The 14,338-nt window shown below is 39.4% G+C and carries 11 protein-coding genes; 10 read left to right on the plus strand and 1 reads right to left on the minus strand.

The features are described from left to right. Positions 1–6 precede the first annotated feature (6 nt). A complete protein-coding gene (locus ABD985_RS10680) occupies positions 7–1,521 on the minus strand; it encodes a DUF4348 domain-containing protein (RefSeq protein WP_345371580.1) in 1,515 nt (504 codons plus the stop codon). Between the two features lie 317 nt (positions 1,522–1,838). On the opposite strand from ABD985_RS10680, the gene ABD985_RS10685 reads away from it, so the two are divergent. From ABD985_RS10685 to ABD985_RS10730, 10 genes are all read left to right on the plus strand, one after another. Continuing rightward, on the plus strand, positions 1,839–3,209 hold the full coding sequence (locus ABD985_RS10685) for a UDP-N-acetylmuramate--L-alanine ligase (RefSeq protein ID WP_345371581.1): 1,371 nt from the start codon (positions 1,839–1,841) through the stop codon (positions 3,207–3,209). A gap of 276 nt (positions 3,210–3,485) precedes the next feature. Next, complete coding sequence (gene murB, locus ABD985_RS10690) at positions 3,486–4,520, plus strand: UDP-N-acetylmuramate dehydrogenase (protein ID WP_345371583.1); 1,035 nt, start codon at positions 3,486–3,488, stop codon at positions 4,518–4,520. A gap of 52 nt (positions 4,521–4,572) precedes the next feature. After that, positions 4,573–5,601: a potassium channel family protein gene (locus ABD985_RS10695; RefSeq protein ID WP_345371585.1), complete on the plus strand. Its 1,029-nt coding sequence runs from the start codon at positions 4,573–4,575 to the stop codon at positions 5,599–5,601. Beyond that, on the plus strand, positions 5,601–6,290 hold the full coding sequence (locus ABD985_RS10700) for a hypothetical protein (RefSeq protein WP_345371587.1): 690 nt from the start codon (positions 5,601–5,603) through the stop codon (positions 6,288–6,290). Before ABD985_RS10695 ends, ABD985_RS10700 begins: the two co-directional genes overlap by 1 nt. Positions 6,291–6,376: 86 nt before the next feature. Then, positions 6,377–7,132, plus strand: a complete 756-nt coding sequence (locus tag ABD985_RS10705; protein ID WP_345371588.1) for a C40 family peptidase — start codon at positions 6,377–6,379, stop codon at positions 7,130–7,132. A 34-nt stretch (positions 7,133–7,166) separates the two neighbouring features. Continuing rightward, positions 7,167–8,813 carry a caspase family protein gene (locus tag ABD985_RS10710; RefSeq protein WP_345371590.1) on the plus strand — a complete coding sequence of 549 codons (1,647 nt, stop codon included), beginning with the start codon at positions 7,167–7,169 and terminating at the stop codon, positions 8,811–8,813. 462 nt (positions 8,814–9,275) lie between these two features. Then, positions 9,276–10,178, plus strand: a complete 903-nt coding sequence (locus ABD985_RS10715) for an HNH endonuclease (RefSeq protein WP_345371592.1) — start codon at positions 9,276–9,278, stop codon at positions 10,176–10,178. Between the two features lie 336 nt (positions 10,179–10,514). Then, positions 10,515–12,119: a malate synthase A gene (aceB, locus tag ABD985_RS10720; RefSeq protein ID WP_345371594.1), complete on the plus strand. Its 1,605-nt coding sequence runs from the start codon at positions 10,515–10,517 to the stop codon at positions 12,117–12,119. Between the two features lie 110 nt (positions 12,120–12,229). Next, a complete protein-coding gene (gene aceA, locus ABD985_RS10725; protein WP_345371596.1) occupies positions 12,230–13,504 on the plus strand; it encodes an isocitrate lyase in 1,275 nt (424 codons plus the stop codon). A gap of 174 nt (positions 13,505–13,678) precedes the next feature. Continuing rightward, positions 13,679–14,335, plus strand: coding sequence for a hypothetical protein (locus ABD985_RS10730; protein ID WP_345371598.1), 657 nt, complete (start codon positions 13,679–13,681; stop codon positions 14,333–14,335). The last annotated feature ends 3 nt before the right edge of the window (positions 14,336–14,338 follow it).

The following is a 14,338-nucleotide window of genomic DNA, read 5'->3' on the forward strand; positions in this document are numbered from 1 at the left end:
TTAGGATTAATTAGAAAAATCTACCCACTCCGTCAACACCCACTCACCATCAATCTTCACAAATACATATTCTACATATATCCCATTATCAATCCCTGAGAAATACAATCTCCGTTTATCTGACTCCACATCATAAGGAAGGCTAAAAACAGGATTGACTGCTTCAGACAAAGGAAGATATTCCCAACTACTGGTATCTATAGAAAACTCTGTCTGCTGATCATCATCTCCCCATGTTTTCTTTTTCAGGTTCTCACTTAAATGTTGTTTTTGATAGGTAGAATCAGAAGTGAAAGCTGCTAGAAACTTCAAGAATTCATAATCCTTGTGAGGGGTTAACGATTGTTCTTCTGTTCCATGGAAGCGCCATATACCCTTATGCTCCACAAACTTTAGTTGAATGCTTTTTTCTTCGTCCAACAAAAAGGTAGTCACCGCTACCGAATCGGTTTCCTGATCCTTTACAGTAATGTCCGTTAAAGTGGGTAACGCCTCATGTACTGAAGGGAAGTTTACCCGCTTCCAATCTTCTCTAGAAGCTAATTTTATCCCATCATAAGTCACAGGGTAGCTTGTATTCTCTTCCCTGAAAAAATCGTATTGAACAAATTGCCCAAAGAATGCATTAAAAGGTATATGTTCTGAATTTGTTATATAAAGCTGTGCTTCTAAAGATTCTTCTTTATCGATCCCCTTCACGACCATCTTTAAGTATTTATAATCAGTGTTATAGCTTCCATCTTCATTCCAAAACTCCTTGGCATACTGTATTTTCAAAAAAACAGTAGAATCATTGACCCATTTAATTTCTTCCGGCTCTACCCCAGGCATCCACTCACTAAATTGAGTTTCTTCCATCACCCGAAACTTGCCCTCTTCGTATTTGATCAACTGAAAATACGTTACCACCTCATAGCCATCCGGTCTAATCGCTATCATATGTGTACCATTTGGGGATCTTAGAGGAGCTTCTACTAAGGTCATTAATTCTTCCCCAGTCATCGCATTATAAAGCTTCGTATCTGACCATTCCCAATAATCAATATTGATGGTAAAGGCATTCCAATCAGGAAAATACTTCCCAACAGAAAGTAGCTCCTTCTGATCTTCCATATAATCAGTAGTTCCTTCTAATATAACTTTCTCCTTTGTTCTCAATGTCACGATTACTGTTGAATCCTGTTCCCTCATATGAAAAGGATCTTCAGAGGATGGCTGAATACTTAGAGTAACACTCTTAGCTAAATCAAAAGAATCTTTAGAAATTAAGCTTAATGAAATCGTATTTCTCAAGTCGATATCATGGACATTCTTATAAAGGATGTCAAAAGACTGTACGCTATCTGAAGCAGCTTCAATCGTTGATATGTGGCTCAAGGAATCAATAGTAGTTTTTGGAGTCTCCTCTTTGGAAGATGTTTCATCTATCGTTGCAACAACCTTTTCTTTCTTTTTCTCATGACTACTTTGTGAAGAACATGCGATCAGAAAAGCACAAAAAATAAGAGGTAAAAAACGCATTTTGGGTAATTGTATTAAAAAAGAACCGTAAAAAACCCTCAAGGGATATGACTTATATTAAAGTAAAGATAAAAATAATACAATGCTGTAATCTCCTCCCTCTATATATCATATTTTTTAAGTCCCCTTTTTAACATAAGTAAAAGAAGAATTCTCCAATATTTCATTTCACTTATTTTTTAAGCATTTTTGTAATGGTACTTTATAAAGAGAAGTACACGATGATTAGACATGCGCATTCAACAGGAATACTATTGCGTACTAATCACGAACGACGAATCACTTACCACTAATTTAGACATAAGACCATATACACCATGAAAGTACATTTTATTGCCGTTGGAGGGAGCATCATGCACAACCTGGCTATCGCCCTGAAATTAAAAGGCTATGAGGTAAGTGGATCCGATGATGAAATCTTCGAACCTTCCTATAGCAAACTGCAAGAACATGGTATTTTACCCGATGAGATGGGATGGCACCCAGAACGTATTACAGAAGACCTGGATGCAGTCATCCTCGGGATGCATGCCCGTATTGACAATCCCGAACTACTCAAGGCCAAAGCGTTGGGGGTCAAAGTATACTCATTCCCAGAATATGTCTATAAGCAAGCTCATGATAAAAAACGGGTAGTGATTGCTGGAAGTCATGGAAAAACGACCGTTACGTCTATGATCGTCCACGTACTCAACGAGAATGGCAAAAATCCGGATTACCTGATCGGCGCACAGGTCAAAGGCTTACCACAATCTGTTAAATTGACAGAAGAAGCGGAAATGATCATTATCGAAGGAGATGAGTACCTCACCTCTCCTATGGATCGTCAGCCTAAGTTTCTGAAATACCACCACCATATTGCCGTCATTACAGGAATTGCCTGGGATCATATCAATGTGTTCCCCACCTATGAAGAATATGTACAGCAATTCCAGCGACTATTGGACCTTACGCCTAGTCACGGTGCCATCTTCTACAGCAAGAGTGATAAAGAATTACTAAAACTAATGGAGAAGCAAAAATTCTCTTCTTCTATCAAGGCAGTCGGCTATGAAGCACAACCTCACGAGATTCAGGAAGGAAATACCGTTTTGACGGGCACCACTCCTCCTACACCACTCAAGGTCTTTGGCAATCACAACCTGGAAAACATTAGTGCAGCCTACCATGTTTGTAAAGCATTAGGCTTATCTGATCAGGAATTCTATCAGGGGATCAGTACTTTTGAGGGCGCCTCATTGCGTATGCAATTACTGGCCGAGAAAAGTGGAACGAAAATATTTAGGGATTTCGCCCATGCCCCTTCCAAGGTAAAGGCAACCGTAGCCGCTGTACACGGACAGTTTGAGGGGCAAAAGCTATTAGCTTGTCTGGAACTACACACCTTCAGCAGCTTAAATAAAGCATTTATTCATGAGTATAAAGGTAGTATGAATGCCGCTGAAGAAGCGATCGTTTACTATAGCCCGCATACAGTAGAACACAAGCGTTTGGAGGCTATCAATCCAGAGGAGATTTCTGAAGCCTTTGACCACCCCAACCTCACCGTATTCACAGATGCCAACAAGCTGAAAGAATACCTAAGGAATTATGAGCTAACAGGACATCATTTATTGTTGATGACCTCTGGAAGCTTCGAAAAAACAGACTTGAAGACTTTTGCAGAAGAACTTACGGCAGGACTGTAGAGACTCCTTACCAAGGCATCTCCCCCATAAACACTATTCTAAGAGTTCAGATTTTATCTTTGTTCAGGAGAATCAATTAAGGACTACTCAAAAAAGATAAAATCGCTCTTAGAATTAATTTTAGCACTAATGGCAGTGATAATGTAGGGTCAAAGAGCGATTTTATCTATGTCGGACTACTGCTTTTTAAGTAGCATAGAAGCCGATAAAATCTGAACTCTTTAACCAGTTTTTTACTACCAACAGCAAGAAGATTATTTATAAAGACTAAATACTATGAACAAACACCGTTCAATAAAACATAACCAATCCCTGAAGGCATTCAATACCTTTGGTGTCGATGTTTCTGCCCAATCCTTTATAACGGTTACTTCTACGGAAGAACTTGTAGCATTAATCAAGGAGGTTAAGCAACAGGAGACTCCAGTTCTACCATTGGGGGGCGGAAGCAATATCCTTTTCACTAAGGACTTTGAAGGATTAGTGATCAAGAATGAGATCGCTTACATTAATAAGGTACAAGAGGACGAGCAGCATATCTTATTAGAAGTCGGTGGAGGTTACAACTGGCATGAGTTCGTATTGCATGCGGTAAATAACGGCTGGCAGGGTATCGAAAACCTTTCGCTTATTCCCGGTACGGTAGGTGCTTCTCCTATCCAAAACATTGGGGCCTATGGGGTAGAGATCAAAGATGTATTTGAATCGCTTCAGGCAGTAGCCCTAGAAGATGGCTCCTTGCACACCTTTACCAAAGCCAATTGTGACTTTGGATACCGCAACAGTGTTTTTAAGAATGCGCTAAAAGGTAAATTCATTATCAGCAGTGTGACCTTCCGACTGAATAAGCCTTCTACCTATCGATTCAATACCTCTTACGGTGCCATAGAGCAAACCTTAAAAGAAAAGGGAATTGAGAAGGTCACCGTAAAGGATATCAGTGACGCCGTTATTGCGATTCGTGAAAGCAAATTACCTGATCCTAAGGAAGTCGGAAACTGTGGCAGTTTCTTTAAGAATCCAGAAATTCCACAAGCACAATACGACACCTTAAAGGCTGAATACCCTGCGATACCAGGTTATCCAACGACCGAGGGAATGATTAAAGTCCCTGCCGGATGGTTGATCGAGCAATGTGGGTGGAAAGGCAAGCAGGTAGGAAATGTAGGCACCTATCCCAAGCAAGCCTTGGTATTGATCAATTGCGGTGGCGCTAGCGGAGAAGAAGCCTATGCACTAGCATTGGAAATCAAAGCCTCTGTGATGGAGAAGTTTGGAGTAAGCATTACTCCTGAAGTAAATATTTTATAAAGAAGATAGTTGCGTGATGCATCACGCAGCTATCTTTATCTTTTTTTAGCCAATGACGACAGAAGCTTCTTTTAAAATAATTTATCAACGGATTATCCGTACCCTTTTTTTCCTACTGACTATTATTGTGATTGGTAGCGGAGGATACCTATTGCTTGCTCCAGAAAAAGCAACGGTATTGGATGCGGTATACATGACCGCTATTACTCTCACCACCATAGGTTATGAAGAAGTCATTGACTTAAGCGACAATCCTGCCGGACGTATTTACACCATAGTCCTGGCATTTACGGGGATTGGTATCTACACCTATTTGGCTACCAATCTAGCTGCCTTAATGGTAGAAGGTGAACTAAGAAATATATTTCTTCAACGAAGAATGAATCGAATGATCAATAAACTGGAAAATCACTTCTTGATTTGCGGAACAGGGAGAGTAGGCTTGCAAGTCATGCATGAACTAAATGCTACGGAACGTTCTTTTGTTTTTGCAGACATCAATGAACACAAGGTCAATAAGCTTAGGGATGAGTTCCGCAATCATCCAGGTATTGCCGGCAACTGTACCCACAACAGCATTCTGGAGAGTATGGGCATTCATCAAGCCAAAGGTATTTTTGTATGCACCAATGATGACAACGTCAACTTGGTAATTTGCCTTTCCGCCAGACAGCTTAATCCAAATATCCGCATTATATCTTCCTGTAAATCGCCGGACTTTGAGCAGAAAATCGAAGCGGTGGGAGCCAATAGAGTCATTTCCCCTTACGAAATCGGTGGAATACGTATGGCCAACGACATGTTCAAGCCTGATTTTGTTGATTTTCTGGATCGAATGAGAAGTGAATCTTCTTACAACATAAGATTAGAAGAAATTCATATTAGCAATAAATTTGAAACCACTACCCTGGGGGATATCTTATCAGACCATTTTGAATACACTATGGTACTCGCAGTCAGAATAGAAGACTCCTGGCATTTTGCACCCAAAAAGCATACGCTCATGAAAGGTGCTAACCTAATTGTCGTTATGACCTCCCCTCAGGAAAGAAAACGATTAAAAGAACTACTACAAGAATAATGGGCAAAACACTCTACTATATCGCCTCTTTCCTTGGTAGTTTAAGTACATTGATCAAAGCAACAAGGAGCGGTCCATTACTCGGTATAGGGCTAATATTTCTATGTACCCTACCTTCTTTGGGGCAGACTGCTTTTATGACGACAGAAGAAAAGCGTAATATGCAATGGCAAAATGTACAAGGCAATCTACAAGTAAGTCTTGATTATGGAATGGGTGTTGCGGTACAATACAAGATGTTACAGTTCAATGATTCCAAAGTCAACATCAGTACCACACTTAGTCCCAACATAGGTTATTTTATCAAACCCCAATGGGTGGTTGGTATACACCTGGATACTTTTGCTTCCTTATTAAATGTAGACTACCAAAACGATTACAAACTTTACTTTATCAGCTCTGGTTTATACACTCGGTATTACACCAAATGGGGGATTTTTGCAGAAGGACGATTTGGAGTGGGAAGTGGAAAGGAGGAGTATACGGTATCAGGTACTTCATTTCCTTTTCCATTAACGACACTGACGGGGAGCTCTGGTCTCGGGCTCAACCATTACTGGCATGAAACAATCAGTCTATACATTATTTTACGTTACCAGATGAATGCCTATTCCCTGGATAATGACTTATTGCGCTCCTATGTATCCGGCGCCAATATTTCTGCCGGCATCAACTTCACCCTTCCATAATTATTCTTCAAGAGAAGAGCCTCCTTGATATCGCAAAAACAACAAACATTTTTTATATATTTCTAACGACAAACTAGCAATTAGACATGCAAGAATTTGGTATTTGCCAACTAAGCGTTATTCCAGTACGAAGAGAAGGAGCTCACAGCGCTGAGCAGATTCACCAACTTATTCTGGGAGATACGTATCAAGTATTGGAAAAAGAAGAAGAGTGGGTTAAAATCAAGGGTGACTTTGAAGGATACGAGGGATGGGTTGCCATCGGACAACATTATGCTATCACAGCAGTGGTTCGTGATGAACTCCTCAGAGAGCAGCCCTCATTCCTGAATGAAACCTTACTGCTACATAATGACTCCCCTATGCCTGTGAGTATTGGCAGTACTATTAACAGTCACATTTTAGGGATTTTTGGAGAGAAAAATCAGGAACAACTTAAAGCGCATGTCCACTCTATTTCCGAGGAAAGCATTGGACAAACTGCAAGAAAATATCTAGGAACTCCTTACCTTTGGGGAGGAAAAAGCTACTTTGGGATTGACTGTTCTGGATTCTCACAGCAAACCTATAAACTACATGGATACTCTTTACCAAGAGATGCTTACCAACAAGTAGAAATTGGAACAGAGGTCAGCCTTGAAAATGCCAAAGAAGGAGATCTTGCCTTTTTTGTCAATCCTAAAGGTAGAATTGACCATGTTGGCATACTTCTTTCTAATACAGAAATTATCCATGCAAGCCACAGGGTACGCATCGATAAAATTGATGAGAAAGGAATCTATAGCGAAGAATTAAAGCGGTATACCCATCCGTTACATATTATCAAAAGAGTATTGAAATAATCATCATTCAATATTCCCAATGAAAATTAAATGTATGACACTCCAAAAAACTTTTATTTTCATTATTGCCTTTACGTGCATTTCCTTCCTTGGAAATGCACAAAGTGCTTTACTTCAAGCCGTAAAAGACAATAACCTAACTAACGTTCGTTTCCTACATAATCAGGGCGCTAAACTCAATGTGCAAGATGGAGAGCTCAAAATCACTCCGCTCATGGTTGCTGTAGAGCAACTACACGTAGAGATTGTGTCCTTTCTATTAGAGAAAGGGGCTGATCCTAATATTACAGATGCCAACAAAAAAGCGCCTCTGCACTATGTATTCTCTGCATTCGACAAAGCTGTCCGTGAGGGAGATCAGGAAAAAGCTTTGAAAAAAGAGAAAAAGACTTTTCAGATTGTGAAGTTACTACTCGACTATGGGGCCAATCCTAACACAGAGCTAGTAGGTCCATCCCCATTGCATTTGGCTGCATGGCTGGGATTACCAAAAGTAGGACAAATACTATTGGAACACGGTGCGGACATCAACGCACAGGATAACCGACTGAATACCCCCTTGCACTATGCCTTATACTATCAATTGAAGTTCAAGAAAAACGACTACACTCAACTCATACGATCGTTTTATAACCATGCGGTACTGCCTTCTCAAATTCCCAATATGCAGGCCAAAATACCAAACCAAATACGATCGGATAACCAACGTCCTGAAGTACTTTCCATTCAAAGTATTACGCCTGAGAAGTCCAAAGCCATTGTTCGCAGTAATTTTGACAAAGGTAAATTCTATCCCATTAACCTTGAAATAGAAGTAAAGGATGATTACGGTGTCCTATCAGTACAGGTAAATCATTCCATTGCCAAGGAAGTACGCCCCAACGTATATCACGCCTCTGTGCTCGTACCTTGGGAAACACAACATGTCACGATTGATGTCATGGATGTATTTTCCAAGAAACACTCGATTCAACACCAAACTTCTTTGACCAAGAATCGAAAACTGGCACTTGTTATTGGTGTAAAAGACTATGAAATTATTTCATCCCTGAAAAACACCCTCAACGATGCCGATAGTATTGCCAATTCTTTAAGCAATATGGGGTTTGATGTCATTCGAGTAAGTAATGGAGTTAAATCTACCATAGAAGAAAAAATACAGGAATTCACCGAGCGCATGAAGTATTATAATGTCACCTTGTTCTATTATTCTGGACATGGCGTACAGGAAAAAGGAGTCAACTACCTTATTCCTAAAGAAGCTACCATGAGTTCCCACGAAAAAATTCTAGAAGAATGCGTCAGCATCAATCAAGTAATGAAAGGTATGAAGTCTGCCAATAACAAATTAAACATCCTTATTATGGATGCTTGTAGAGAGAGCATTTCTAATATGGCCCTAACAAGAACTTCTACCTACCAATACGGACTACAGCCAGTAGAAGCACCCAATGGCTCTATCATTCTATATGCAACTGCTCCAGGAGAGCTTTCTGGTGATGGTAGTGGCAATAATGGCATTTTCACAGCTTCTCTTCTAAAGTTCATTAAACATGACATCTCTATCGGCACGATGTTTGATAAAGTATGTCAAGACGTAGTCAAGAAAACACAAGGCAAACAGACTCCTTGGATCACCAAATCCTTTTTTGAAGAATTTAAACTGAATGTAGCGATGTAATAAATCAATATATTCTTACTAGATGGTACATCTATACGTTATCCTTCTTTTTTATTAACACCTAACTGAAGGAACACATACTTTATTATTTTATACTATCTCTTTAGTGTTTAAATACAATTCAGTGTCTAAAAGCCTTTTAAAATCTTTTTAAAAACATATTTTAACTATGAATAGCACTGTTGGACAAGGTTCTATCATTAAATAATGATAACATTTGAAAATGATGAAAAATTAGTTTTAACGCATCTTTTTCAATAAATTCCACAATGTTCCAAGAATCAAGGAACATAATTTGATTTCGTATAGTTATTGTAATGACTCGCAACCTGCTTCAGGTAATAGTAATAAACGTTAGTCTTAATCTAATAACTTAATACTGAAGCCAATCCATTGCCTTTTATGTGCAAAATTAATTCACAAAACGGCCAGCAGTAATTATTCACTAACTAGTCCAAAAGCATGATTATGCAATCGCAAACCAAAATACAAGAAACGGATTCAGTAGAAAAAGAAACTTGGATCTCGCTAGATTTCACCGATAAACGCTATGAAATTAGCAACATGGGTAGAGTACGCTCCTTTGCTAGAAAATCACAAGGAGAAATCATTAAAGGCAGAGACATTGGAGGGGGCTACCTTTCCATTGACTGCAAAGTAAACGGAACAAAAAAATCATATTATGTACACCGTTTAGTTGCCAAATATTTTCTGGATAAGCCCGATAAAAAAAGTAATATCGTTATCCATAAAGATGGTGACAAGTCTAATAACCAAGTCGCTAACCTAGAATGGTGTAGTTTAAAAGATCGATTCAAAACAAAAAGAAAGTATATTCCAGATTATTCGGAGTCATTTGTACAAGGCTGTAAGAAAAGTCAGAAGACCTACACCAAGCCTGAAGATGGACACGAGTACTTCCAGTTTGGCGATAAATACCATAGAATATCTGACAATGGTTCTTGTTTATTTATACGCGTGAATATGGGAGGTAAATGGAAAAGCCTTGCTATTGCTGAGATTATTCTTGAAAGACATGGCATGGAAAAGCCTTCCAATCAATATAAACTAGGTTACAAAGACTGGGACTATAAAAACCTGGAGCCTTCCAATCTGTTTTGGGAAACACAAGCAGAAAAATCTAGAAGGCTTCTTGAAGCGAGACCCCTTCAAATGGCCCGCATTCGAAAAATGGGACTCTCTCATAAAAAAGGGATTCCTGTAAAAAAACAAGAACTAATCAAGAAATACCTTTTGGAAGGTAAAAGTATAGCCAAAATCAGTCGTCTTTTGGATATTGGCTATACAAGACTCTACAATTATATCAATAAGACACCTGAGCTAGCTCAGGCAGTAAATCGATAACTGATTAATTGTATATCAATACAGTCATTAAAAGCTTATGCATATTTCTTTATGCATAAGCTTTTTTTTTGCATTATCATATCAACCCACCTACTCTTTCAAAGGAAAGAATTTATTTTTGCGAAATTTCGCTAAAATAAATTAAGTAATCATATATTTACAATAATAGATGTAACTATATGATATATAGTTATTTAAATAAAATAAACAACCCTATGTAATATATGAGTTTAAAAAAATAATTTACATTTAGCGAAATTTCGCTTTTATGTAAATTTTCGTTTTACTATATTCGTTTTACAAAGGAACCAATCACAACACAAAAACCATTAGAGCATGCAGCGAACCTCTCAAACTACTTTAGCTGCCGACATCAAGATCATCGGCACTATGAAAGAAGAATACAAAGAAATCCTAACGGAAGATGCCCTGGATTTTATAGCTAAACTTCAATTTAAATTCAATGACCGCCGCAGAGCCTTACTGTACGCTAGAGCAGAGCGTCAAAAGACTTTAGATGAAGGTAGCAAACCTACTTTTCTGGAAGAAACAAAAGAGATTAGAGAGAGCGACTGGACTGTTGCCCCTATTCCTGAAGACCTACAAGACAGAAGAGTTGAAATCACAGGGCCAGTCAATCGTAAAATGATTATCAATGCCTTGAACAGTGGTGCCAATGTGTTTATGGCTGACTTTGAAGATGCCAACGCACCCACTTGGGACAATAACCTGGAAGGGCAAATCAACCTAAGAGATGCTGTTAACAAAACCATTTCTTACACTAACCCTAAAAACAATAAGTTCTACCAACTTAATGAGCAGACCGCTACACTTCTGGTACGTCCAAGAGGATGGCACCTAGTAGATAAAAATATTCAGATCAACGGAGAGGCTGTATCGGGAAGCTTAATGGATTTTGGACTGTATTTCTTTCACAATGCCAAAACATTATTGGCTAATGGGTCAGGACCTTACTTCTATCTACCTAAACTGGAAAGCCATAAAGAAGCACGCCTATGGAACGACATCTTCGTTTTTGCACAAGAAGAGCTAGGCATACCACAAGGTAGCGTTAAGGCCACGGTACTTATTGAGACGATCTTGGCTGCCTTTGAGATGGATGAGATTCTTTATGAATTGAAAGAACACTCAGCGGGACTTAATTGTGGACGATGGGACTATATCTTCTCTTATATCAAGAAGTTCAGAAATCACCCAGGATTCATTCTACCAGATCGCTCACAAGTAACAATGAGCGTACCCTTTATGAAATCCTACTATGAATTGCTTATCAAAACTTGCCACCGCAGAAATATTCATGCGATGGGTGGTATGGCCGCTCAGATTCCTATTAAAAATGACGAAGAGGCCAACACTAAGGCAATTGCTAAGGTAGCTGCAGATAAAGAGCGAGAAGCAAAAGCCGGACATGATGGTACTTGGGTTGCGCACCCAGGACTCGTTGCTACAGCAAGAGAAGTGTTTGATCGTTACATGCCAAACAAAAACCAACTGGAAAAGCAACGACCGGAAATCAACATCGATGCAAAAGACTTGATTGCCGTCCCAGCTGGGAGTATCACCAAAGAAGGTATGATCAACAATATTGATGTCGCTATCCAATATATAGAAGCATGGCTAAATGGAAATGGTGCAGTACCTATCTATAACTTAATGGAAGATGCTGCCACTGCTGAAATCTCAAGAGCACAGCTATGGCAATGGATTAAGCATAATGCTCGCCTGGACGATGGTACCCCTATTACTGCAGAGCTATATGATAGCATGAAGCCTGAGGTAAGAAACCGTATCAAAACATTAGTAGGTGAAGAACGCTATATGCAAGGTAAATACGCAATAGCAGAGGAGATCCTTGATCGACTAGTACTTAGTCAGGAATTCGAGGAATTCTTAACGCTTCCAGCCTACGAACAACTTTAATATTGTATTAAATTAAGCTGAATGTATATAAAAAATGGCTGTTCGAGCCCCCACTCGACAGCCATTAAGTACAAATTTTTCAAAGAAAAACTCTATAAACCCCAAAGAAAATGAATAAACAGGAAAGAATCAATGCTTTATTGAATGATTGGTCCAATAATCCAAGATGGGCTGGTATCGAAAGACCTTATACTGCAGAAGAAGTAATCAAGTTACAGGGAAATGTAGTCATCGAGCATACCCTAGCGAAACAAGGAGCTGAGAAACTATGGAATGGACTAAAATCTGAGCACTTCATGGCTGGTCTTGGAGCACTAACGGGTAACCAAGCGGTACAAGAAGTACAAGCTGGATTAAAAGCCATTTACCTGAGTGGATGGCAGGTAGCCGCAGATGCCAACCTGGCTGGGCAAATGTACCCTGACCAATCACTTTATCCTGCAGACTCTGTTCCTGCAGTGGTTCGTCGTATCAATAATGCCTTGAGACGTGCTGATCAGATCCAGTCTGTAAATGGCGAGGGTGATATTGATTGGATGGTTCCTATCGTAGCGGACGCTGAAGCTGGATTCGGTGGTAACTTGAATGCCTTTGAGTTGATGAAGATGATGATTGAATCAGGTGCTTCTGGCGTTCACTTTGAAGATCAGCTTTCTTCTGCTAAAAAATGTGGTCACCTTGGTGGAAAGGTATTGGTTCCTACCCAAGAGGCCATCAATAAACTTGTTGCTGCTCGTTTGGCTGCTGACGTAAGTGGTGTCCCTACCGTATTGATTGCTCGTACAGATGCAGACGCCGCCAATTTGATCACCAGTGATATTGACGAAAGAGATCGTAAATTCATCCATGGAGAACGCACCCACGAAGGGTTCTACCAGGTGAAAAATGGCTTGGAGCAAGCGATTAACCGAGGTCTGTCTTATGCACCATACGCTGACCTTATTTGGTGTGAAACATCAAATCCTGACATGGGAGAGGCTAGAGAATTCGCTCAGGCGATCAAAGAGAAATATCCAGATAAAATGTTGGCATACAACTGTTCACCTTCATTTAACTGGGCAGCTAAACTGTCTGAGAAAGAGATGTTGAACTATAGAGAAAACCTTGCAGACTTGGGTTATAAGTTCCAGTTCATCACCCTTGCTGGTTTCCATGCATTAAACACGAGTATGTTTGAACTATCCAAAGCCTACAAAGAGAGAGGTATGGCAGGATACTCTGCATTACAGCAAAGAGAGTTTGCTTTGCAGGAAGATGGATTCAAAGCTGTAAAACACCAAGGTTTCGTAGGTACCTCTTACTTCGATGCAGTACAGAACGTTGTAACCAACGGAAATGCATCTACTACAGCCATGAAAGGCAGTACAGAAGAGGCTCAATTCTAAGAAAACAATCTATCATTTTGTTTGACGCACTATTGTAACAATATAGAAAAGCCAATCGTTTTACGGTTGGCTTTTCTCTGTTATATAAAAATACTTTGCAAGGTTAATTACTTTGGTATGCCTTTGGCTGTAATGTTTTTTATAAAAAAGATATTAACCCTAAGAAGTTTTTGAATGAAGATATTATTACTGAATCTATTCCTAATTTTTGGGTTTACAGTTAATAGTCCCGGACAATTATCGGATTATGCCGAGAGTTGTGAGAGCAAGATCAAACGTAAGCCTCCTAAAAGTTCAGCGCATAAGTTCTTCAAAAGTCCGACATATTATTATGAAAATTATTCTTTTGAAGTAACGGCTTATTACAATGCCGACGATGAACTGATCTTAATTAGCGAAACCTCCTCCTTCGGAGAGGAGCTTAAGCAACAATCCCACTATCACATTGATGAAGGGAAGTTATTAGTTCACGAAACACTTTCTGTTGAGAGATATGAGCAGACAAGGGTTTCCAGACATACAAAACATTATTATCGAGATGGGAAGCTGAAAGAGGCTTATGTAAGAAACGGCTCACAGTGGGAAGGATATACTCCTATCTTGCCCGAGTCTGACGAAAAAGTAGACCAACTGATTGACGCAGCCAAAATAGAAGGAGAGTTTGCCTCTCAATTTGCAGGCATTAAACGATTAAATGATGAAAAAATGCTCCTGTTTCATACCAATGGAGTAGTTTGTTTTAAGTTCTACATCAATCATCAAGATCCTATTACACGTTGGGCAGCCAAGAAAGCTTTAGAGCAACATCAGCAACCACATCTTGTAAATTAAAAA

Source organism: Algivirga pacifica (genome assembly GCF_039543525.1).
Classification (GTDB): Bacteria; Bacteroidota; Bacteroidia; order Cytophagales; family Flammeovirgaceae; genus Algivirga; species Algivirga pacifica.

Excerpts from the sequence above, each read along its gene's own strand:
- aceA (WP_345371596.1), top strand. The coding sequence starts at position 12,230 with ATGAATAAACAGGAAAGAATCAATGCTTTATTGAATGATTGGTCCAAT.
- murB (WP_345371583.1), top strand. The coding sequence starts at position 3,486 with ATGAACAAACACCGTTCAATAAAACATAACCAATCCCTGAAGGCATTC.
- ABD985_RS10700 (WP_345371587.1), top strand. The coding sequence starts at position 5,601 with ATGGGCAAAACACTCTACTATATCGCCTCTTTCCTTGGTAGTTTAAGT.
- ABD985_RS10715 (WP_345371592.1), top strand. The coding sequence starts at position 9,276 with ATGATTATGCAATCGCAAACCAAAATACAAGAAACGGATTCAGTAGAA.
- ABD985_RS10710 (WP_345371590.1), top strand. The coding sequence starts at position 7,167 with ATGACACTCCAAAAAACTTTTATTTTCATTATTGCCTTTACGTGCATT.
- ABD985_RS10685 (WP_345371581.1), top strand. The coding sequence starts at position 1,839 with ATGAAAGTACATTTTATTGCCGTTGGAGGGAGCATCATGCACAACCTG.
- ABD985_RS10730 (WP_345371598.1), top strand. The coding sequence starts at position 13,679 with ATGAAGATATTATTACTGAATCTATTCCTAATTTTTGGGTTTACAGTT.
- aceB (WP_345371594.1), top strand. The coding sequence starts at position 10,515 with ATGCAGCGAACCTCTCAAACTACTTTAGCTGCCGACATCAAGATCATC.
- ABD985_RS10680 (WP_345371580.1), bottom strand. The coding sequence starts at position 1,521 with ATGCGTTTTTTACCTCTTATTTTTTGTGCTTTTCTGATCGCATGTTCT.
- ABD985_RS10695 (WP_345371585.1), top strand. The coding sequence starts at position 4,573 with ATGACGACAGAAGCTTCTTTTAAAATAATTTATCAACGGATTATCCGT.
- ABD985_RS10705 (WP_345371588.1), top strand. The coding sequence starts at position 6,377 with ATGCAAGAATTTGGTATTTGCCAACTAAGCGTTATTCCAGTACGAAGA.